Below are 21360 nucleotides of genomic sequence, written 5' to 3'. Positions count from 1 at the left end.
ACTTTGATGAATGGCAGCGCCTGCTGAAAAAGGAAGCAACCCATGGCCGGGCTGCCTCCTGAACGCGCTGTCTTAGTCGTCGTATCCCAGGTTTGGCGCCAGCCAGCGCTCAGAAACACTCAGTTCCTGACCTTTGCGCGCCGTGTAGCTTTCTACCTGATCCTTGTCGACTTTACCCACGGCAAAATATTGTGCCTGTGGGTGAGCGAAGTACCAGCCACTTACCGACGCCGCAGGGAACATGGCATAGCTTTCGGTCAAGGTGACACCGCTCAGGCCCGACTGACCCTCCTCAGCGCGGTCCAGCAGGTCGAACAAGGTGCCCTTTTCGGTGTGATCCGGGCAGGCCGGATAACCCGGTGCAGGACGGATACCGATGTACTGCTCCTTGATCAGGTCTTCGTTGGCCAGTTGTTCGTCCTTGGCATAACCCCAGTAGTTTTTCCGCACCTGTTGGTGCAGCCACTCGGCGCAAGCTTCGGCGAGACGGTCGGCCAGGGCTTTGACCATGATTGCGTTGTAGTCGTCGCCTTTGTCTTGATAAGCCTTGGACACTTCTTCGGCACCGATGCCCGCGGTGGTGATGAAACCACCGACGTAATCGGTGACGCCGCTGTCCTTGGGCGCGACAAAGTCGGCCAGGGAGAAGTTTGGTTTTCCGTCGGTCTTGATGATCTGCTGACGCAGGTGATGCAGCTTGGCCAGTGGTTTGCCGTCGTTGCCGTAAAGCTCCAGGTCATCGTTATCGACCTGATTGGCAGGCCAGAAGCCAAACACTGCGCGAGCGCTGATCAGTTTTTCGTCGATCAGTTTGCGCAGGATGTCCTGAGCATCGGCAAACAGCGAGGTCGCTGCTTCGCCAACCACTTCATCGGTGAGAATGCGCGGGTATTTGCCAGCCAGGTCCCAAGAGATGAAGAACGGGGTCCAGTCGATGTACTCGGCCAGCACATTCAGGTCGATATTTTCCAGGACCTTCACACCGGTGAACGTGGGTTTGACCGGTTGGTAATCGGCCCAGTCGAACTTCGGCTTCTTGGCCACGGCAGCGGCGTAACTCAGGCGTTCGGTGCGCGAGCTACGGGCGGCGGTGCGCTCACGTACCTCGATGTACTCGAGCCGGGTTTTCTCGATAAATGCCGGCTTCAGTTCCTTGGACAGCAATTGCGTGGCCACGCCAACGGCGCGGGATGCATCGGTGACGTAGATCACCGCGTCGTTGCTGTACTTGGGCTCGATCTTCACCGCGGTATGGGCTTTGGACGTGGTCGCGCCACCGATCATCAGCGGCAGGGTAAAGCCCTGACGCTGCATTTCCCGGGCGACGTGCACCATCTCATCGAGTGACGGGGTAATCAGTCCAGACAGGCCGATGATGTCGCACTTCTGTTCCTTGGCTACCTGCAGGATCTTCTCTGCCGGCACCATCACGCCCAGATCGACGATGTCATAGCCGTTACAACCCAGAACCACGCCGACAATGTTCTTGCCGATGTCATGCACGTCGCCCTTGACCGTGGCCATGAGGATTTTGCCTTTGGCTTCGGGTTTATCGCCTTTTTCCAGCTCGATGAACGGGATCAAGTGGGCCACGGCCTGTTTCATCACGCGTGCCGATTTAACCACCTGCGGCAGGAACATTTTTCCCGAGCCAAACAGATCGCCGACAATGTTCATGCCGGACATCAGCGGACCTTCGATCACTTCGATCGGGCGCTTGAACGACTGCCGTGACTCTTCGGTGTCTTCGACGATGTGGGTGGTGATGCCTTTGACCAGCGCGTGTTCCAGGCGCTTGTTGACTTCCCAGCCACGCCACTCTTCGGTTTCGGCTTCTTTGACGCTGCCGTCACCCTTGTACTTGTCGGCAATGGCCAGCAGGGCGTCGGTACCGTTTGGCGTGCGGTTGAGGACGACGTCTTCCACACAATCGCGCAATTCTGCCGGTATCTGGTCGTAGATCTCCAGTTGCCCGGCGTTGACGATACCCATGCTCAAGCCGTTGCGGATCGCATACAGCAAAAACACCGAGTGAATCGCCTCGCGTACCGGATTGTTGCCACGGAACGAGAACGATACGTTGGACACGCCACCGGAGGTCAGGGCGTGGGGCAGGTTGTCGCGAATATAGGCGCAGGCGTTGATGAAATCGACGGCGTAGTTGTTGTGCTCTTCGATACCGGTGGCAATGGCGAAGATGTTCGGGTCAAAAATGATGTCTTCAGGCGGGAAGCCGACATCGTTGACCAGGATGTCGTAGGAGCGCTTGCAGATTTCTCTCTTGCGCTTCTCGGTGTCGGCCTGGCCGTCTTCATCGAACGCCATCACCACCACGGCGGCGCCATAGCGTTTGCACAGTTTGGCGTGATGGATGAACTGCTCCACGCCTTCCTTCATGCTGATGGAGTTGACGATGCCCTTGCCCTGAATGCACTTGAGGCCGGCTTCGATCACTTCCCATTTGGAGGAGTCGATCATGATCGGAACGCGGGAAATGTCCGGTTCGCCAGCAATCAGATTGAGGAAGGTGACCATCGCCTTCTTCGAATCGAGCATGCCCTCGTCCATGTTGATGTCGATCACCTGAGCGCCGGCTTCGACCTGCTGCAAGGCGACTTCAAGGGCTTCGGTGTAGTTGTCTTCACGGATCAGCCGGGCAAAACGCGCAGAACCAGTGATGTTGGTGCGCTCGCCAACGTTGATGAACAACGAACTGCGATCAATGGTGAACGGTTCCAGGCCGGACAGGCGACAGGCTTTAGGGATGTCCGGAATAGCTCGCGGCGGGTACTTGCTCACCGCATTGGCGATGGCCTTGATGTGCGCAGGCGTGGTCCCACAGCAGCCACCGACGATATTGAGAAAGCCACTCTGGGCGAACTCTTCGATGATTGCCGCTGTCTGTGCTGGCTCTTCGTCGTATTCACCAAAGGCGTTCGGCAAACCGGCGTTAGGGTGCGCCGAAACGTAAGTGCCGGCCTTGTTCGACAGCTCTTCCAGGTACGGACGCAAATCGCTGGCGCCCAACGCGCAGTTCAAGCCCACCGAAATGGGTTTGGCGTGGCTGACCGAGTTCCAGAACGCTTCAGTGGTTTGTCCGGACAGTGTGCGGCCCGAGGCATCGGTGATGGTCCCGGAGATCATGATCGGCAATTCAAAGCCGACTTCTTCGAACACGCCCTGCACGGCGAAAATTGCGGCCTTGGCATTGAGGGTGTCGAAAATCGTCTCGATCAGGATCAGATCGGCGCCGCCCTCGATCAAGCCGTGAGTGGCTTCGGTGTAGTTTTCCACCAACTGATCGAAGGTCACGTTGCGGTAACCGGGGTTGTTCACGTCTGGCGACAGCGAGCAGGTGCGGCTGGTCGGGCCGAGAACGCCGGCAACGAAGCGCGGCTTGTTGGGCGTTTCCAGGGTTTTAGCGTCAGCGACCTTGCGGGCGAGGCGGGCACCTTCTACGTTCAACTCATAGGCCAACGCTTCCATGCCGTAATCGGCTTGGGAAACCTGGGTGGCGTTGAAGGTGTTGGTTTCGAGAATGTCCGCACCAGCGTCCAGATAGGCCTTTTCGATGGCCCCAATCACGTCCGGACGACTGAGAATCAGCAGGTCGTTGTTGCCTTTGACATCACTTGGCCAGTCGGCGAAGCGTTTGCCACGGTAGTCCTCTTCCTCCAGCCGGTAGCTCTGGATCATTGTGCCCATGCCACCATCGAGAATCAGAATGCGCTCTTTGAGGGCTTGCTGGAGAACGTGGAGGCGAGCGCTGCGGTCGGACATAGGACTACCTGGAAAGGCCAATACAGAAGGTCCGAGATAATAGCAAACCTGCGCGCTTTTAGTGAGAGGAGGGCATTCTCATGAATATCGCTCATGTTGGAGGGCGTAAGCCACTGTAGAATCTCCGCGCTTTAATGGTCGGGACACTGGACATGCCATATCGCGTACTCGCAAGCCTCTTTTTGCTGCTTCTATGCAGTGGGGTACGTGCGCAAGATTCTGGGTTGAACCTTCCTTCGTCTATTTCCTACACCCGAGACGTGCAGCCGATCTTTACTGAGAAGTGTGTCGCCTGCCATGCCTGTTATGACGCCGCGTGCCAGCTCAACCTGGGCAGCGCCGAAGGGGCGCTACGTGGGGCGTCGAAAGTTCAGGTGTATAACGGCAGGCGCAGCGAAGCCGAGGCAACTACCCGTCTTTATTACGATGCCCACAGCGTCACGGCCTGGCAGCATAAAGGCTTCTATTCGGTGCTTGATGCGCAAGGCAGTCAGGCGGCACTGATGGCGCGGATGCTTGAGCTCGGCCATAAAACGCCGCTGACGCCCTATGCCAAAGTCCCTGCCGAGATCGTTCTGGGGATGGGCCGAGATAATCAATGCCCGATGCCGGCTGAGTTCGAAGCCTATGCCGGTAATCATCCCAAGGAAGGCATGCCGCTGGCAGTGACCGGTTTGACCGAGCCTCAGTATCAAACCTTGCGGCGCTGGTTGGCGGCGGGTGCACCGATCGATGAACAGGCGCTGGCCCCAAGCGCCAGCGAGACGCTGCAGATCACTCAGTGGGAAGACATGCTCAACACCCGCGGCGCCAAGGAAGGGTTGGTGGCACGGTGGTTATACGAGCATCTGTTCCTGGCGCACATTTATTTTGAAGGCGGCGAGCCGGGGCATTTCTTTCAGTGGGTTCGTTCGCGTACGCCCAGTGGTCAGCCCATCGACCTGATCAATACTCGACGGCCTAACGATGACCCTGGCACCGACGTGTATTACCGCTTGTGGCCGGTACAAGGGGTGATCGTGCACAAGACCCACATCACGTACCCCATGAGCCCAGGCAAAATGGCGCGGGTCAAAGAGCTGTTCTACAGCGGTGACTGGACTGTCAGCGCTTCGCCTGGCTACGGCCCACGGCATCGCGCCAATCCGTTCGACACGTTTCAGGCGATTCCAGCCCAGGCGCGTTATCAGTTCATGCTCGACAACGCCGAGTACTTCATTCGCACCTTTATCCGTGGTCCGGTATGCCGTGGGAATATCGCCAGTGATGTCATTCGCGATAATTTCTGGGCTCTTTTTCAGGACCCGGCACATGATCTGTACCTCACGGATGCGGCTTATCGCGACAAGGCCACGCCACTGTTGTCGATGCCCGGCCAGATCGACGACGTTGGCAGCGTGTTGACCCTGTGGCACTCCTATCGCGACAAGCGCAATGAGTACGAAGCGCTACGCAGCAAGACCTATGCTCAGGCGCCAGCACCCGGTTGGTCGACCTTATGGGCCGGTAACGACAACGCCCTGCTGTCGATTTTTCGTCACTACGACAGCGCGTCCGTCAATAAAGGGTTGATCGGCGAAATCCCGCAGACGATGTGGCTGTTCGACTTTCCCATCCTTGAGCGCACCTACTACCAGCTCGCGGTCAACTTCGACGTATTCGGCAACGTTGCGCACCAGGCACAGACCCGGTTGTATTTCGACCTGATCCGCAACGGTGCCGAGCAGAACTTTCTGCGGCTGATGCCGGCTGACTCGCGCGATGAGATATTGAGCGATTGGTACCAGGAAGGCGGCAAAGTGAAGATGTGGCTGGACTATCAAGGCATCGACGATGACACGCCGAGCGGTCTTAAACTCAATGAAAAAGACCCCAAGCGTGATTTCGCCCTTCAGTTGCTGGTGCGCTATGGCAACTTGAATGGCCGGCCGGACCCGATCAACCGCTGCAGTGGCGCGTACTGTGCCCGGCAAACCCTGGCGCCCGAATTGCGCTACGCCGAACAGGCCCTGAGTCGCCTGACGTCTCGCCCGGCGGCGGGTTTACAGGTGATCGCCCAGTTACCGGAAGCAAGCATGCTCCGAATCCAGGCCAGCGATGGTAAGCGCGAGCTCTACAGCCTGCTGCGCAACCGTGCACACAGTAACGTCGCCTTTATGCTGGGTGAGGAATCCCGCTATCAGCCGGGGCTGGACACCCTGACCCTCTACCCCGGCGTGCTGAGCAGTTACCCTAACTTCATGTTCAATATTCCTGCTGTGCAGGTGCCCGCGTTTGTCCGCGCCATGGAGCAGGCGCGGGACGCGAATGCGTTCGAAAAAATCGTTCAGCGCTGGGGCATTCGCCGGAGCAATCCTCAGTTCTGGTTCTATTTTCATGACCTGACACGCTATATCCAGGAGACCGAGCCGGTTGAGGCGGGTGTGCTGGACATGAACCGCTACGAGAATCTGTAGCCGTTCTTTAAACGGCTACGCAGGTAAGCCCGCGAAGCCGACGACACGCTCTGTTTGAGCTGAATACCTTGATAAACATGGCCCGCAGCCATCTACCAGTCATCAATCCCGCGCAACCTTTTCGCCCTTATCGCGGTCCGACGTATCGAGACGACCTGAAGTAGCCGTTTATTCGGGGTCCTTGATGTTGATTTGAAAACAGGTGAGTTGCGGATGTTGATTTCGGTTCAAGCCCTGCGGGCACTCGCCGCGTGGGTCGTTGTGTGTCACCACTTTATGCAGATTTTCTTTGATTTTCATGCCAAAGGCCCCGTAGGGCAGTTCTTCGTCGACAGGGGGGCGGTAGGGGTCGATATTTTCTTCGTGATCAGTGGGTTGGTGATCTACCTGTCCACGCAAAACAAAGACATGCCAGCGGGACGCTTCATGGTCAATCGGATCATCCGTATCGTCCCGGCATATTGGGTCTACACGGCCGCCATGGGGCTGCTGTTGGTAGTCGCCAGCCCGCTATTGCCGCATCAAGTGATCAGTTGGCAGAACTTCATTCTTTCCCTGTTATTCATCCCTTCTGAAAACCCCGGCGGTTACGGCATGTACCCGACGTTGAACGTGGGCTGGACGCTGAATTATGAAATGTTCTTCTATCTGCTGTTCTCACTGGTGTTTTTGGTCCATCAACGTCATCGGCCATTGGTTGTCGCAGCCGCATTGTTCGCGGTGAGTGAGGTGTTGACCCGTTACGGTTGGATCAGCCATTTCTACCGCAACGACATTATGTACGAGTTTCTGCTGGGCATCGGCATCGGCATTATCTACAGCCGCGGCTGGATTACTCCCCGGCTATGGCTACCGCTGCTGGCGATTGCCGGGGCCTTTGTCACCATTTATCACTTGCCACCGGCACAACGGTTTATGAACTGGGGGCTGCCCAGCGCGTTGATTGTCGTCGCCTGTATCTCACTGGAACCATACTTTCAGGGCAATCGATTATTCAAGGTGCTGGGCGACTGTTCCTACTCGGTGTATTTACTCCACGTATTGGTTCTTTACGGCGGATGGCTGGCGTCTGAACGCTATGGGCTCAATCCATATGCGGTGTTTGCCGTGTGTGTACCATTGATTGCGGTCGGAGCCTGGGGCAGCTACGAATTTATCGAAAAAGGACTTTATCTACGCCTCAAAGGCTGGCTGGACAAGCGAAGGGCGCTGGGCGAAGCGGTCGCTCTTTCCCGACATAATTACTAGGACTTTGTGCGGCGCGAATGATTGGCGTAAACTGCGCCCACGTCTGCGAGGAATTTTCATGACCGCTATTACTATTACCGATGCCGCCCACGACTATCTGGCCGATTTGCTTGAAAAGCAGAACACTCAGGGCATCGGCATCCGCGTGTTTATTACCCAGCCTGGCACCCAATACGCTGAGACCTGCATTGCTTATTGCAAGCCGGGCGAAGAGAAACCAGAAGACAAGGCCATTGGCCTGAAAAGCTTCACTGCCTGGATCGACTCCTTCAGCGAAGCGTTTCTGGATGATGCGGTTGTCGATTATGCCACCGACCGAATGGGCGGCCAGCTGACCATCAAGGCGCCAAACGCCAAAGTGCCGATGGTCAATGCCGACAGCCCGATCAACGAACGCATCAATTATTACCTGCAAACCGAGATCAATCCGGGTCTGGCCAGCCATGGCGGCCAGGTTTCGCTGATTGATGTGATTGAAGAGAACGACGAAAATATCGCCGTGCTGAAGTTCGGTGGCGGTTGCCAAGGCTGCGGCCAGGCTGACGTGACCTTGAGAGAAGGAATCGAGCGCACTCTGCTTGAGCGTATTCCTGAGCTTAACGGTGTGCGGGACGTTACTGACCACACGCAAAAAGAAAACGCCTACTACTAAGTCGGGCGTCTCTACGCGATAAAACAGCTGCAAAAAAATGCCTCGACGGGTTCGAGGCATTTTTTTTGCGTGCTGCCGGTGCCTGGGTTAGCCGGCCTTGGCGCAACCGGCAGGATTGAACACGCGCTGGCTTGAAGCCGGACTCTTGAGCAGTGCAGCCCCGGTGCGTGCCGGACGTGGCAGAAGTTGCCCGGAGCAATTGGGGCAGCGACCGCCCAGACGGTCGTGCGCGCAATCGCTGCAGAAGGTGCATTCAAACGAGCAAATCAACGCGTCCAGACTGTCGCCAGGCAGGTCGCGGTCGCAGCATTCACAGCTCGGGCGAAGTTCAAGCATAGGAGTGACCTCGTTCGCAGGTGTTTGGGGAAAGGAAAGCTTCGGCAACAATGCCAAACACTACGGGCTCTTGGCAATCAGGGCCGGTATAGATGCGCATGTCCGGCCCGATAGAGCGACGATTCGGCGAACTGGTCATTGGCCAATACCCTGCCTACCAGAATCAATGCCGTGCGGCGAAACCCTTTGGCGTGAACTTTCTCCTGGATGTCGGCCAGGGTGCCCAGTACCCAATCCTGATCCGGCCAACTGGCGCGATGGACCACCGCAATCGGGCAGTCAGCACCGTAGTGAGGGGTCAGTTCGGCGACAATTTTTGCCAGGTTCTTGACCCCCAGATGAATCGCCATGGTCGCCCGATGCTGCGCCAGGCTGGCCAGTTCCTCGCCCGCAGGCATGGAGGTTTTATCGGCGTAGCGGGTCAGGATCACGCTCTGGGAAATATCCGGCAGCGTCAGTTCGGTGCCCAGCAATGCGGCGCAGGCAGCAGTGGCGGTAACGCCGGGGATGATTTCGAAGGGGATATCCAGTTCGCGCAGGTAACGAATCTGCTCGCCAATCGCGCCGTACAGACTGGGATCACCAGAGTGCACCCGAGCGACATCTAAGCCTTGTTCATGAGCGGATTTCATCGCGGCAATGATCTGTTCCAGGTGCAACTCGGCACTATTGATCACCTGTACCGCCTGATGCCCTTCAAGGACAGCGGTCGGCACCAGTGAGCCGGCGTAGATGATCACCGGGCAACTGCGGATCAGACGCTGGCCTTTGACCGTGATCAGTTCCGGGTCGCCGGGGCCTGCGCCGATAAAAAAAACGGTCATGGGTGCTCCAGAATCCAGCCTTAGGCTTTTGAGTGGGTGTGAAAACAGGCAGATTATCGACGATCGGGTACGTCGCCGGCCAAGGCAAATGTCGCGTGCTGGTTTTTCTGCCGGGTGATCAGTAATTCGCCATGACGCCCACCAAGGCGCTGTAACAGCGCCAACGCACTGCTTTCGGCTACGCCGTAGCAACCTGTATGGGCGAACGCGATGGCAGAACGATGACTGAGCTGCGCGTCGAAACCGCTCAACTCTGCTGCACTGAAAAACACCAGTGGCAGACCCAGATGCTCTGCCAGCGCCAACAAACCCGGCTCAGAACGTTTCAGGTCAATGGAGGCGAGGGCAGTGATGGCTTCAACTTTCAGCCTATGATTCTGCAAAGCCTGTTCAATCAATTCGAGTAGCAGGCTTGCAGGGCAACCGCGCTGGCAGCCGAGGCCGACCACCAGGGTCGGCACCGAGTGCTGTCGGGTCATGCGCGGTGATTGACGTGCTGGGCGTTCAATTCATGATTATTGCGGCGGAACAGCCATGCGCTGATCAGGCCCAAGGCGATCCAGAACAGCGCATTGGTCAACAGCGAGGCGATCTTGAACTGAGCTTCCAGCGCTTCAGGGGCGAGGCTCTCATGCACGTCCGGTTGTGGTGCGCCAATCACGTGTGGCACCAGCAGGATCGCTATCCCCAGCACCTTCAGCAACCAATGCTTGCTGAACACGATCAGCGCCAAGGCGACGGCGGTAGAAGCTGCCGTGCTCGCCCACCAGATTTGTCGCTGAACCAGATCAGCCGCCGCAGTCCCCGGCAGCTCAGGTGGCAGGCCCAGGGTCGGAGCGAGAACGAACACGGCAAAACCGGCCAGCCCCCACAGTATCCCCTGAGACGTACGGCCCGGCGCACGCAGGGTGTAAAGCCCCGCGAGCATCAATGCAAAACCGACTGCGACCACCAGATTGCCCCCGGTGGTGGACACGACACGCTGCCAGCCGTCTTGAGGTTCCCATGCCTCGGCGTCGTGAACGTGCCCAGCGCCTTCAGCATGCTCATGGACGTGTTCTGTCGGCGCCTTTTCATAGGTCTCCGCTTGCAGAATCAGCGGCGCAACCCAGAAGCTTTGCAGCAGCGTCAACAACAGTGCGGCGAACAGACCCGTGAACCCGGCCGTTTGAGCGATACGCTTGAACATGGCGGCAGGTCTCAATGGCAAGGGAAGGCAGAGCTGTGGCGGGTGTCGTGCGCCGCGTTGTGGACGGCATTGATATGCGAGAAACCGGCGAAGTAGACCAGAAATGCACCCAGCAGGAGGGCGCTGACGGCAGCCGTCAGGCGTCGGGTCTGAGTGGAGGTGGTTGTAGCTGAGTGGCTGATAGTGCTGATCGACATGGCGCTTCCCTCAAGTGTCGGCAAGTAGGCAAGCGCATGGAAACCCCACTGACAGGCGTCAGTAGAGGTTCAACAGCGCCCGCCCACCGCGGGTTTGTTAGGTCATTTGTCGGGCCGGTCTCCGGGCTTGCGAGGGGTCTGTGCAGACTGACCATCAAGAATCACCTTCCCATGCCGGACTGCTGGCACAGTGGATCTGACTCTTCACTCGCTTACCGTTGCGGGGGCAGCGCCGGACTTGCTTATGCCTATTGGCATGAAGCGCACCGGTTTCCCGTTTCACCCTGTGAAGGGCACCCGAAACAAGGCCGTAGGAAAACATGAGCACGCACAGGAGTCAATCCAGAGCATCTGCGGCTTAGCCGGTGATTGACCTGCCCGCAGCCACTGCGTAGCCTTGCTCGTTCGAGGTGCTCCGGTATTGCACGGAGCTAAAAGGGAACGCGGTTCAAGCCGCGGCTGCCCCCGCAACTGTAAACGGTCATGTTCATTGCACTGCCACTGCACGCGTGCGGGAAGGCGCAATGAACGCGTACTGGACGCTTTTTTATAGGCCGCCAACACGCCACCGTCAGCCAGGAGACCTGCCTCGAAACAAGATTCTCACTACAACCGGGCGGGGTGATCCGGTGGCGAATTGATCTGCGTGCATGTGCTACGTGGTTATCGTCCTGTTTGCCCGCCGCTTTGCCAAAGGGCATCCGATGAAATCACTGGCCAAACTTCCCGTCACTATCGTTACCGGTTTCCTCGGGTCGGGTAAAACCACGTTGCTGCGGCACATTCTCGACAACGCCGAAGGTCGGCGCATCGCGGTGATCGTCAACGAATTCGGCGAACTGGGCATCGATGGCGACATCCTCAAGCAATGCACCATTGGCTGCACCGAAGAAGAAGCCAACGGTCGTGTGTATGAGTTGGCCAACGGTTGCCTGTGCTGCACGGTTCAGGAAGAGTTCTTCCCGGTCATGCGCGAATTGGTTGCCCGTCGCGGCGACCTGGATCACATCCTGATTGAAACCTCTGGCCTGGCGCTGCCAAAACCCTTGGTCCAAGCGTTTCAGTGGCCAGAAATTCGTAACGCCTGCACGGTCGATGCGGTGATTACCGTGGTCGACAGCCCTGCAGTGTTGGCAGGCACGTTCGCTGCATTCCCGGATCAAGTCGACGCACAGCGCAAACTCGACCCGAACCTTGACCATGAGTCGCCACTGCACGAATTGTTCGCCGATCAACTCGCGAGCGCGGATCTGGTTATCCTCAATAAAGCCGACATGCTCGATGCGGCAGGCCTGGCGACCGTCCGCACTGAAGTCTCCGAAGAACTGCCACCTGCGGTCAAAGTGATCGAAGCCAGCAGCGGTCGTCTGCCCATCAGCGTGTTGCTGGGGCTGGGCGCTGAGTCGGAGGTGCATATCGATAGTCGCCGCACCCACCATGACCATCACGAAGGCGATGACCATGACGACCATGATCATGATGCTTTCGATTCTATCTCGATCAAATTGCCACAGGCCGACGAAAGCCTGTTGCTGGACGCCTTGACGCAACTGGTGGTGCAGCACGGCATTTTGCGGGTCAAGGGTTTCGCAGCGATTCCGGGCAAGCCGATGCGCTTGCTGATTCAAGGCGTCGGGACGCGGTTTGACAAGCATTTCGACCGTGCCTGGCGTGCCGAGGAAGAACGCGCGACCCATCTGGTATTGATTGGTCAGGAACTCGATGCCAGCGTTCTCGAAGCCCAACTGCACGCAGCGGTTGCCGGCTGACCCATGCATTTACTGAGAACCCAGCCTGGCGGCTTTGTACCTGACGACAGCATCGCTGATCTGGGGCAAACCCCGGCCGAGCTGGTGATTCTCTGCAGCGGCGATTCACATTTGGCGTTGCTCGCCGAGGCGGCGCAACAGTTGCCTGAGGATTACCCCAGTCTGCGTCTGGCCAACCCGATGCAAGTGCAAAATCACGCGTCAGTGGACATGTACGTCGATCAAGTGCTGCGTCATGCCAAGGTCATCCTGATTTCCCTGCACGGCGGCATCGGGTATTGGCGCTACGGCGTCGAGCGTCTGGTGGAGCTTGCCGGACGGGGGGTGCAGCTTATTCTGGTGCCGGGCGATGATCGTCCGGACCCGGAGTTGAGCGGCTTGAGCACTGTTGCCGGCGAAGAAGGCGAGCGGCTCTGGCATTTCCTTCGCCAGGGCGGCATGCACAACGCGCTTGAGCTGTATCGTTGTTTGGCAAACTGTTGGCTGGGCCGCGATTATCCTTGGGCAGAGCCTCAGGCTTTGCCACGTACCGCGATCTACCATCCGCACAAGGCCAATGCGGAGCTGAGTGACTGGCAGGCCGATTGGCACGCTGCTCAGCCCGTCGTGGCGTTGTTGTTCTATCGATCCCACCTGCAAGCGGCCAACACCGGCTTTGTCGACGTGTTCTGCGCCCGTTTGCAGGCACAGGGTTTGAATCCTTTACCCATCGCGGTCGCCAGCCTGAAAGAACCGGGCTGCCTGACGGTGGTGGAAGACCTGCTTGACGAGGTCGGTGCCGCGCTCATCCTGAATACCACCGGCTTCGCTCAATCCAGCCCGGAAGCCCCCCATGTGCGACCGTTTCGGCGCGATGTTCCGGTGATCCAGGCCATCTGCGCCCAGGACAATGAACCCGCGTGGTCCGCCAGCGAGCAAGGGCTGGGTCCACGGGACTTGGCGATGCACATCGCGTTGCCAGAGCTGGATGGGCGGATCATCAGCCGGCCGATCAGTTTCAAGGATCTGGCCTGGCACAGCGAGCGCAGCCAATCCGACGTGGTGTGTTATCGCGCCCAGCCCGAGCGCATGGATTTTGTTGCCGAGCTGGCGCGACGCTGGATTGACCTGGCGCGCCTGCCCAATCAACACAAGCGCGTCGCGTTGATCCTCGCCAATTACCCCACCCGCGACGGTCGGATCGGTAATGGCGTTGGTTTGGACACCCCAGCCGCCGCCTTGAATATTTTGCGTGCGTTGCAGGCCGAGGGTTATCCGCTGGCGCCGTTGCCTGAAAGCGGCACCGCCTTGATCCACGCGTTGCTTGGCGGTGTCACCAATGACCTGGACAGCATCGATCTGCGCCCGTGTCAGCAGAGCATGGGGCTGGACGAATATCAGGCTGCGTTCGATGACTTGCCTGTAGCCAATCGCGAGGCAGTAACCGCCCGCTGGGGCGCGCCGCAGGGCGACCCAATGTTTCGCTCCGGAAGGATGATGGTTGCGGGGCTGCGTTTTGGCCTGACGTTCATTGGCATTCAACCCGCTCGGGGTTATCAAGTGGACGCCAGTGCGGTCTATCACGACCCGGACCTGGTGCCGCCCCATGGTTATCTGGCGTTTTACTTCTGGTTGCGCAAAGTCTACGGCGCCCATGCTGTGGTGCATGTGGGTAAGCACGGCAATCTTGAATGGTTGCCGGGCAAAGGTGTCGGCCTGTCGCAAAATTGCTGGCCGGACGCAGTATTGGGTGCGATGCCGAACATCTACCCATTCATCGTCAACGACCCGGGTGAGGGCGCCCAGGCCAAGCGCCGCACCCAGGCAGTGATCATCGATCACTTGATGCCGCCACTGACCCGGGCCGAAACCTACGGTCCGCTGCGTGATCTGGAAGTGCTCGCCGATGAGTATTACGAAGCGCAGTTGCTCGATCCGCGTCGCGCTGGAGAACTGCAACGAGACATCCTCAAGTTGGTGCGTGAAACCCGGATCGATCGTGAACTGCAACTGGACGAAGCGCTCAACGCCGATGCGGATGCTGCCCTCTGGTTGCCGCGTCTGGACACCTACCTGTGTGATCTGAAGGAATCGCAGATCCGCGATGGCCTGCATATTTTCGGCGAATCGCCCAGTGGACGTCTGCGCATCGACACCTTGCTCGCGTTGCTACGGATTCCTCGTGGCGATGGCCGTGGCGCACAATCGAGTCTGTTGCGCGCCCTGAGCAAAGCTTTCGAACTGAACTTCGACCCTCTGGACTGCGTGCTGTCAGAGCCTTGGAGTGGGCCTCGCCCCGCGTCACTGTTGGATATCAGCGCCGAACCTTGGCGCACGGCGGGTGATACGCGTGAGCGGCTGGAGTTGTATGCAGCGTGGCTGATCGAGCAGGTGTTAATGCTAACGCCAGTCAGTGAATTGACTGGAAACAATGACTTGGCACTCATTCTTGATAATTTAAGCGAAGTTGTTGCGCCACGGCTGGATGCCTGCGGTCCTGCGGAGATGCAGGGTTTACTGGACGCTTTGAGCGGTCGATTCGTTCCGGCAGGGCCCAGCGGTGCCCCCAGCCGTGGGCGCCTGGATGTACTGCCTACCGGGCGTAATTTCTTTTCCGTGGACGTGCGTAATCTGCCAACCACGACCGCGTGGCGCATCGGTTTTCAATCGGCGAACCTGCTGCTGGAGCGGCACTTGCAGGATCACGGCGATCACCTGCGTCAGCTGGGTCTGTCCGTCTGGGGTACCGCGACCATGCGCACCGGCGGTGACGATATTGCCCAGGCCATGGCCCTGATGGGTGTCCGTCCGGTCTGGGCCACGGGCAGCCAGCGGGTCGACGACTTTGAAATTTTGCCCCTGAGCCTGCTCGACCGGCCTCGGGTAGACGTGACATTGCGCGTCTCCGGATTTTTCCGCGATGCGTTCGCCAACCTGATTCGCCTGTTCGATGCTGCGGTTCAAGCGGTCGCCGCCCTTGATGAGCCGGACGATCTCAATCCACTGGCGGCCAAAGTGCGCGAAGAGCGCCAGGCGTTCGAGAGCAACGGCTTGAGTGCCGACGATGCCGCACGACAAGCCGGTTGGCGGATTTTCGGCGCCAAGCCGGGCGCTTATGGTGCCGGCGTGCAAGGCGCTATCGACGGGCGCTTGTGGCAAAGTCGCGAAGATCTGGCCGAGGTCTACCTGAACTGGGGCGGCTACGCGTATGGGGGCGCTGATGAAGGCACGCCAGCGCGCGAGCGTTTTGCTCAGCGATTGTCCCAAGTACAAGCCGTGCTACAGAACCAGGACAATCGCGAGCATGACCTGCTCGACTCCAATGACTATTACCAGTTTCAGGGTGGCATGCTCGCGGCGGTGGAAAGCCTCAGCGGGCAGCAAGCCGCGAGCTACCACGGCGATCACAGTCAGCCGGACTTGCCGAAAATTCGTACCCTCAAAGAAGAGTTGAACCGGGTCGTACGCGCGCGCGCGGCCAACCCGAAGTGGATTGAAGGGGTCAAGCGCCATGGTTACAAAGGCGCGTTCGAGATGGCCGCGACGGTGGACTTCCTGTTTGCTTTCGACGCCACCACGCATTTGATTGATGATCACCAATACGCATTGCTGGCCGATGCCTATTTGTTGGACCCTTCGACCCGTGCATTCATTGAGCAGCACAACCCTGATGCGCTACGCGATATCACTGAACGCATGCTGGAAGCTCAGCAGCGTGGGTTATGGGAGGCGCCGGGTGAGTACCGCCAGGCGCTGGAAAACCTGCTGCTGGATATAGAAGAACACTGATGATTTTCGAGAGACGAGCATGAGCGATATCCCGCATTTCCCATTGGCGGCGGTGGTCGGTGCCGAAGAGCTGAAACTGGCGCTGTGCCTGACAGCGATCGACCCCAGGATTGGCGGCATCCTGATCGAAGGCCCGCGCGGTATGGCCAAGTCAACGCTTGCGCGTGGTCTGGCTGATTTGCTGGCCAGCGGGCAATTTGTCACATTGCCGCTGGGGGCGACAGAGGAGCGCCTGGTGGGCACGTTGGACCTGGACGCGGTCCTCGGAGAAGGCCGGGCGCAGTTCTCGCCAGGTGTGTTGGCCAAAGCGGATGGCGGGGTGCTGTATGTCGACGAGGTCAATCTGCTGGCCGACCATCTGGTCGATTTGCTGCTGGATGTCGCGGCCAGCGGGACCAACATTGTCGAGCGCGATGGCATCTCCCATCGTCATCCTGCGCGGTTTGTCCTGATTGGGACGATGAACCCGGAAGAGGGCGAGCTGCGCCCGCAATTGCTGGATCGCTTCGGTTTGAACGTAGTGTTAAGTGGCCCTACGGTCCCGGCCGAGCGTGGAAAAATCATTCGCCGGCGACTGGATTTCGATGCTGATCCCGTTGCGTTCTGTGAGCTGTGGGCGGATCAGCAGAGCGCCTTAAAACAGCGTTGCGAACAGGCGCGCGCGCTGCTGCCGACAGTCCCCCTGGACGATCAGGCACTTGGGCAGATTACCGAGCGCTGTTTTGCTGCGGGTGTGGACGGGTTGCGTGCGGATTTGGTCTGGCTGCGCGCGGCTCGAGCTCATGCCGCCTGGCGCGGTGCCTGGCAGATCACGGCTGAGGATATCGATGCGGTCGCTGAATTTGCCCTGCGTCATCGCCGTAGCATCAGCTCGCCATCCGCAAAAGCTCCGCCGCCTGCCGAGGCTCCGCTACCACCGACCCCGCCGCAAACAACACCTGGCAATACCCCGCCTGACGAGCCGAGTGAGAGCCCGGAAGGTGGGCAGGGCAGTTGGGGAGAGATGCCTGCGCAGGCGATGCCTGTCGGTATGCGCCGCGAAGTGCCGAGCTGGCCAAAAAAGCCGTAGGCATCCGCCCTCATTCGACACCGGGGGCGGATGCCACGCCTCAGCCAGGAAGACTCAGTGGCGGCAGAACCGGTGCGGCCCGTGCCGGGTCCGATGGCGCCATCGATTGGTTGCCGACCCTGTTGCGCGGACGCCCGAAACGGCGCAAAGACCTGATTCGAAAGCCGCGCAGCAGTCGCCCTCGGGCGCTATGGCTGGTCATTGTCGATGCATCGGCCTCGACCCGGCGACATCAGGCCTTGAGTCAGGCCAAAGGCCTATTGAGTCAGCTGTTCGATGATGCTTACCGTCGCCGCGTCCGCCTGGCATTGCTCACCGCCAGCGGCAATACCCCGCACTGGCAACATCAAGGCCTCAAAGCATCCGCCGCATTACAGCCCTGGCTTAACGCACTGGGCGCGGGGGGTGGCACGCCGCTGCTCGACGCACTGGAACAAGCTGCACACTGGCTCACCTTGCGTCAAAAACAACACCCGACCGAACAGCAACGCCTGCTGCTATTGACCGATGGCCGGATCAAGGCTCTGCCGGTTGTGCCTGAGCTGAGTTGCCCGAGTCTGCTGATAGACATAGAGCAGGGTCCGATTCGCCTGGGGCGAGCGGTGCAACTGGCCTCAGCGTTAGGGGCTGAGTATTGTCATATTGAATCGTTAACTCGGGTTCGCTGAACACTAAATAAGCACGGTTCTGCAGTGTTTTCAGAGACGAGTTACTTCAATTCACTCTGGCATGGTCCAGGGCATCAGGCGGTAGCCTTCCTGACTGATTTCTGCCCGGGCTTGCTCCAACAGACTTTCCAGCTGAGCAGGGTCGCTATAGGTGCTGCTTGGGATCTGTTTGCGTCCGATTCGGGTGTTGGTGCGGTCGATAACGGTCAGGCTGAGTTCGCCGTTACCGTCTTGCGGTGCCCAGGCGACGCATTGAAAGGGTTCGAAGGCATGACCAGCGATCAAAAGTGCTTCGTTAAAGCGCAGTGGGGTGTTCATGGTCGTTTCTCTCCGTGCCCAGATAAATTCAATCGCCGCCGAGGGGTGGGCTTACCGTTCGGCTGGTTACTTGTACTGATGACGCAAGAGGTCATGTAAGTCACAACGGTCTGTCGATAATTTAATAATTCCCTACCAACGGTACCCTTGCCGCCTGCCGCGCATCGGCGACATCTTTGCAGAACATCGTCAGTGCGCATAATTAGTAGACTGAATAGTTGAATGAATCGTCTGATTTTTTTAGTTCTTTTTGGAATGACACTTATAGTTAAACGGTACAAGCGAGTGTCAAATTTTTGCTAATGTAACAGCCAGCTTTGCCAACTTACTGTTTATAAAACGATTTCTAAATATTGGCGCCAAGGAACCTCTATGCATGAATCGGCTCCACTACGTCGCCTATTGGTCGTCGACCCTTGCGATGATTGCCATCGTTTGATTCCCGCTCTCCGTGAGGCTGGCTGGGACGTGCACAGCAGCACCCTTGAATTAGCCGCAGAACAAACCTGCGACGTCGGTTTGATCCGTCTGATGCCTTACCATGTCGAACACCCTGAAGCCGTCAAGGAGTTGATCAGTCGCAGTAATACCGAATGGATTGCGGTGCTCAGCCCCGATGAGTTGCGCCTGCAGAAGGTGGGTGATTTTGTTTGTGAATGGTTTTTCGACTTCCATACCTTGCCGTTCGATGTTTCAAGGGTGCAAGTAACCCTGGGCCGCGCGTACGGCATGGCGAGGCTTCGCGGGCAGGGAGTGGCCCATGTGCACGAACCTGAACATGAACTGTTGGGCGAAAGCCGACCGATTCGTGAATTACGCAAGTTGTTGAGCAAACTGGCGCCGACCGAGTCTCCTGTTCTGATTCGGGGGGAAAGTGGTACTGGCAAAGAACTGGTAGCCCGGACCTTGCACCTCCAGTCCCAACGCAAAGGCAAGCCGTTCGTTGCGATCAACTGCGGTGCCATTCCTGAGCATTTGATTCAGTCCGAGCTGTTCGGTCATGAGAAAGGCGCCTTCACGGGCGCCCATCAGCGCAAAATCGGACGAATCGAAGCCGCCAACGGCGGGACACTGTTCCTTGATGAAATCGGCGATCTGCCCCTGGAATTGCAGGCCAATCTGCTGCGGTTTCTTCAGGAAAAACATATCGAGAGAGTCGGCGGACGTGAGCCGATCGCTGTCGACGTTCGTGTGTTGGCCGCCACCCACGTCGACCTTGAAGCGGCTATTCGCCAAGGGCGGTTTCGCGAAGACCTGTATTACCGCCTGAATGTCTTGCAAGTGGTCACTGCACCTTTGCGTGAGCGGCACGGAGATCTGGCGATGTTGGCCAATCATTTCGCCCACGTCTACAGCCAGGAAACGGGCCGTCGCCCACGTAGTTTCAGCCAGGATGCGCTGGTCGCCATGGGCAAGCATGACTGGCCGGGTAACGTTCGCGAGCTGGCTAATCGGGTACGGCGTGGTCTGGTGTTGGCCGAGGGGCGACAAATCGAGGCCGCTGACCTGGGGCTGGTCGGCAATCAGGAGGTCACTGCCATCATGGGCACCCTCGATGATTACAAGTCCCGTGCGGAGCGTCAGGCGTTGTGTGATGTGCTGACGCGTCACAGCGATAACCTGAGTGTTGCCGCCAAAGTATTGGGTGTGTCACGGCCTACTTTTTACAGATTGCTGCACAAACATCAGATTCGCTAATGCATTAGCCCCACTACTAAAAAACCCGCGATCATCGCGGGTTTTTAGTTGAAGCGGCTGATAGAAGGGGTCAGAAGTAGTACGGGAATTTCAGGCTGAAGGTAAAGTCTGGCGCATCGTTAGTCAGGCCAATGGAAAGGTTGGGCACGATGGTCAGTTTGTCTGATACAGCCATGGTCATGCCAATGTTGAAGTACCCCGCATTGGCATCGCTGTTGCTGACTGTTTCCCATCCCTGACCTTGCTGTTTGATCTTGCTTTTCATCGCGATCAGGTCAGACACCGAAAACGACATGCTCATCTTCTCGTTCAGGGCGAAGGCGATACCGGCCCCGATCTGGAATGTGTCGCCCAATTTAACTTTGCCTGGGACTTTCGTGTCTTGAGTGGGGCTGATATCGCCGAATGATTCTTCCATGTTGTAGGTATAAGCGATGCTGCCGAACAGGACCGCCGGGTCGATGGTTTTGATCAGAGAGAGGCCAGGTGTCAATGACCATACGCCGTTGCCGGTCGGTAGGCTTTCAGGTGTCGAGAGGCTGTCGTTCTGACTGGACGTGTGCAGCTTGATGCCGTAGGGCTCTTTGCCGGTAGGCGCTTTTAGACGCAGGGTAAAGATCGCATCCGGGGTGTCAGCCGTTTCATCAAGAAACTTATAGGCGATCCCGGCGTTGATATCGCCCAGTGTCGGATCACGTTTTTCGCTGACTTCGGAGATCTGACTTGTCGAGTTGCCGGCACCGGCTGAAGAGTAGGTGGTTTCCCGGTAAATAACGGGCACGTTGAGATCGACCTGCCAACGCTGGTCGAAGTTGTAGCGTCCGGTCAAGTCCAGGGTCCAGTTATCGGCCTTGATCTTGTCGATGCCGATATTGCCCAGGAAAATCGAATCCAGTGCCAGAAAACCATTAAGGATCAGTTGATTAGTGTCGTAGTGAGCATAGGTGATGCCGGTTTCCAGGCTAAACTTGCCTCCACCGAAAAACCCGCTGGCCTCGTCGTACAGGTTGCTCACGCTTTGTGCCGGTTGCGAGTCATCTTTAAGTGACTGACCATAAGAGCTGCCTGTCCCCGTCGTACGGCCATCGCTGCTGGCTACAGCAACGCCGCTGCCCTTGTTTGCAGGCGTCGCCGGTGAGCGCACCAGTCGTTTGGGCTGAGGCGTCGCCGGCTGATCTTCAACCTGACGGACCCGTTGTTCAAGCACCATCAGTGCCTTTTGCTGCACATCGTAACGTTGTTTCAACTCCAGAAGTTCTTGCTTCAATGTCTCGACATCAGTGTCTGTTGCTGCCTGAGTAAATGTAGCGGGCAACAGCGCACTCAAACAAACAACCGCGCGAAACGAGAACGAACGATACATAGGAATAGCCATCCCTGTTAGCTGT

16 protein-coding genes and 2 riboswitches are annotated in these 21360 nt (G+C 58.1%); of the genes, 8 read left to right on the top strand and 8 right to left on the bottom strand.

The window, feature by feature from the left end; all coding sequences use genetic code 11:
- Positions 1–72: 72 nt before the first annotated feature.
- The gene (metH, locus tag K0F75_RS00345; RefSeq protein ID WP_219059780.1) at positions 73–3780 is read right to left on the bottom strand and encodes a methionine synthase; all 3708 of its coding nucleotides are present in this window, start codon (positions 3778–3780) and stop codon (positions 73–75) included.
- A gap of 152 nt (positions 3781–3932) precedes the next feature.
- Here metH and K0F75_RS00340 point away from each other — a divergent pair, with 152 nt between their 5' ends.
- From K0F75_RS00340 to nfuA, 3 genes are all read left to right on the top strand, one after another.
- Positions 3933–6236 carry a fatty acid cis/trans isomerase gene (locus tag K0F75_RS00340; RefSeq protein WP_219059779.1) on the top strand — a complete coding sequence of 768 codons (2304 nt, stop codon included), beginning with the start codon at positions 3933–3935 and terminating at the stop codon, positions 6234–6236.
- A 213-nt stretch (positions 6237–6449) separates the two neighbouring features.
- Positions 6450–7484, top strand: coding sequence for an acyltransferase (locus K0F75_RS00335; RefSeq protein ID WP_219059778.1), 1035 nt, complete (start codon positions 6450–6452; stop codon positions 7482–7484).
- Positions 7485–7542: 58 nt separating this feature from the next.
- The gene (nfuA, locus tag K0F75_RS00330; protein ID WP_219059777.1) at positions 7543–8136 is read left to right on the top strand and encodes a Fe-S biogenesis protein NfuA; all 594 of its coding nucleotides are present in this window, start codon (positions 7543–7545) and stop codon (positions 8134–8136) included.
- Between the two features lie 87 nt (positions 8137–8223).
- On the opposite strand, the gene K0F75_RS00325 is transcribed toward nfuA, so the two are convergent.
- The 5 genes from K0F75_RS00325 to K0F75_RS00305 all read right to left on the bottom strand — a co-directional run bounded on the left by K0F75_RS00325 (position 8224) and on the right by K0F75_RS00305 (position 10682).
- Positions 8224–8472, bottom strand: a complete 249-nt coding sequence (locus K0F75_RS00325) for a DUF1272 domain-containing protein (RefSeq protein ID WP_219059776.1) — start codon at positions 8470–8472, stop codon at positions 8224–8226.
- 77 nt (positions 8473–8549) lie between these two features.
- Complete coding sequence (gene cobM, locus K0F75_RS00320; protein WP_219059775.1) at positions 8550–9296, bottom strand: precorrin-4 C(11)-methyltransferase; 747 nt, start codon at positions 9294–9296, stop codon at positions 8550–8552.
- Between the two features lie 53 nt (positions 9297–9349).
- Positions 9350–9775 (bottom strand): cobalamin biosynthesis protein, encoded by a 426-nt coding sequence (locus K0F75_RS00315; protein WP_219059774.1) that lies wholly within the window; start codon positions 9773–9775, stop codon positions 9350–9352.
- Positions 9772–10485 carry a CbtA family protein gene (locus K0F75_RS00310; RefSeq protein ID WP_219059773.1) on the bottom strand — a complete coding sequence of 238 codons (714 nt, stop codon included), beginning with the start codon at positions 10483–10485 and terminating at the stop codon, positions 9772–9774. The genes K0F75_RS00315 and K0F75_RS00310 overlap by 4 nt, the downstream gene beginning before the upstream one ends.
- Positions 10486–10496: 11 nt before the next feature.
- Entirely contained in the window at positions 10497–10682 is a 186-nt protein-coding gene (locus K0F75_RS00305; protein ID WP_219059772.1) for a CbtB-domain containing protein, read from the bottom strand.
- Positions 10683–10776: 94 nt separating this feature from the next.
- A riboswitch (cobalamin riboswitch) is annotated at positions 10777–10998 on the bottom strand.
- A gap of 75 nt (positions 10999–11073) precedes the next feature.
- A riboswitch (cobalamin riboswitch) is annotated at positions 11074–11289 on the top strand.
- Between the two features lie 97 nt (positions 11290–11386).
- Between K0F75_RS00305 and cobW the strand changes: the two genes are divergently transcribed.
- The 4 genes from cobW (at position 11387) to K0F75_RS00285 (ending at position 17956) form a co-directional block, all read left to right on the top strand.
- Complete coding sequence (gene cobW / locus K0F75_RS00300) at positions 11387–12451, top strand: cobalamin biosynthesis protein CobW (protein WP_306823013.1); 1065 nt, start codon at positions 11387–11389, stop codon at positions 12449–12451.
- Between the two features lie 3 nt (positions 12452–12454).
- Positions 12455–16219 (top strand): cobaltochelatase subunit CobN, encoded by a 3765-nt coding sequence (gene cobN, locus K0F75_RS00295; protein ID WP_219059770.1) that lies wholly within the window; start codon positions 12455–12457, stop codon positions 16217–16219.
- Between the two features lie 19 nt (positions 16220–16238).
- Positions 16239–17288, top strand: a complete 1050-nt coding sequence (locus tag K0F75_RS00290; RefSeq protein WP_219059769.1) for an ATP-binding protein — start codon at positions 16239–16241, stop codon at positions 17286–17288.
- 101 nt (positions 17289–17389) lie between these two features.
- Positions 17390–17956 carry a VWA domain-containing protein gene (locus K0F75_RS00285; RefSeq protein WP_219060323.1) on the top strand — a complete coding sequence of 189 codons (567 nt, stop codon included), beginning with the start codon at positions 17390–17392 and terminating at the stop codon, positions 17954–17956.
- A 51-nt stretch (positions 17957–18007) separates the two neighbouring features.
- Here the strand turns inward: K0F75_RS00285 and K0F75_RS00280 are convergent, their stop codons facing one another.
- Positions 18008–18274, bottom strand: a complete 267-nt coding sequence (locus tag K0F75_RS00280; RefSeq protein WP_219059768.1) for a hypothetical protein — start codon at positions 18272–18274, stop codon at positions 18008–18010.
- 372 nt (positions 18275–18646) lie between these two features.
- Here K0F75_RS00280 and K0F75_RS00275 point away from each other — a divergent pair, with 372 nt between their 5' ends.
- Positions 18647–19972: a sigma-54 dependent transcriptional regulator gene (locus K0F75_RS00275; protein ID WP_219059767.1), complete on the top strand. Its 1326-nt coding sequence runs from the start codon at positions 18647–18649 to the stop codon at positions 19970–19972.
- A 70-nt stretch (positions 19973–20042) separates the two neighbouring features.
- Here the strand turns inward: K0F75_RS00275 and K0F75_RS00270 are convergent, their stop codons facing one another.
- Positions 20043–21335: a hypothetical protein gene (locus K0F75_RS00270; protein ID WP_219059766.1), complete on the bottom strand. Its 1293-nt coding sequence runs from the start codon at positions 21333–21335 to the stop codon at positions 20043–20045.
- Positions 21336–21360: the final 25 nt, after the last annotated feature.

Origin of the sequence: Pseudomonas sp. UMAB-08 (assembly GCF_900095225.1) — a bacterium.
In the GTDB taxonomy this organism is placed as follows: Bacteria; Pseudomonadota; Gammaproteobacteria; order Pseudomonadales; family Pseudomonadaceae; genus Aquipseudomonas.
This window is presented reverse-complemented; position numbering and strand designations above follow the sequence as displayed.

What these genes read in the sequence shown, in the direction of transcription:
- K0F75_RS00290 (WP_219059769.1), top strand. Translation starts at nt 16,239, where the DNA reads ATGAGCGATATCCCGCATTTCCCATTGGCGGCGGTGGTCGGTGCCGAA.
- cobN (WP_219059770.1), top strand. Translation starts at nt 12,455, where the DNA reads ATGCATTTACTGAGAACCCAGCCTGGCGGCTTTGTACCTGACGACAGC.
- cobM (WP_219059775.1), bottom strand. Translation starts at nt 9,296, where the DNA reads ATGACCGTTTTTTTTATCGGCGCAGGCCCCGGCGACCCGGAACTGATC.
- K0F75_RS00325 (WP_219059776.1), bottom strand. Translation starts at nt 8,472, where the DNA reads ATGCTTGAACTTCGCCCGAGCTGTGAATGCTGCGACCGCGACCTGCCT.
- K0F75_RS00340 (WP_219059779.1), top strand. Translation starts at nt 3,933, where the DNA reads ATGCCATATCGCGTACTCGCAAGCCTCTTTTTGCTGCTTCTATGCAGT.
- K0F75_RS00310 (WP_219059773.1), bottom strand. Translation starts at nt 10,485, where the DNA reads ATGTTCAAGCGTATCGCTCAAACGGCCGGGTTCACGGGTCTGTTCGCC.
- metH (WP_219059780.1), bottom strand. Translation starts at nt 3,780, where the DNA reads ATGTCCGACCGCAGCGCTCGCCTCCACGTTCTCCAGCAAGCCCTCAAA.
- K0F75_RS00270 (WP_219059766.1), bottom strand. Translation starts at nt 21,335, where the DNA reads ATGTATCGTTCGTTCTCGTTTCGCGCGGTTGTTTGTTTGAGTGCGCTG.
- K0F75_RS00280 (WP_219059768.1), bottom strand. Translation starts at nt 18,274, where the DNA reads ATGAACACCCCACTGCGCTTTAACGAAGCACTTTTGATCGCTGGTCAT.
- cobW (WP_306823013.1), top strand. Translation starts at nt 11,387, where the DNA reads ATGAAATCACTGGCCAAACTTCCCGTCACTATCGTTACCGGTTTCCTC.
- nfuA (WP_219059777.1), top strand. Translation starts at nt 7,543, where the DNA reads ATGACCGCTATTACTATTACCGATGCCGCCCACGACTATCTGGCCGAT.
- K0F75_RS00275 (WP_219059767.1), top strand. Translation starts at nt 18,647, where the DNA reads ATGCATGAATCGGCTCCACTACGTCGCCTATTGGTCGTCGACCCTTGC.
- K0F75_RS00315 (WP_219059774.1), bottom strand. Translation starts at nt 9,775, where the DNA reads ATGACCCGACAGCACTCGGTGCCGACCCTGGTGGTCGGCCTCGGCTGC.
- K0F75_RS00335 (WP_219059778.1), top strand. Translation starts at nt 6,450, where the DNA reads ATGTTGATTTCGGTTCAAGCCCTGCGGGCACTCGCCGCGTGGGTCGTT.
- K0F75_RS00305 (WP_219059772.1), bottom strand. Translation starts at nt 10,682, where the DNA reads ATGTCGATCAGCACTATCAGCCACTCAGCTACAACCACCTCCACTCAG.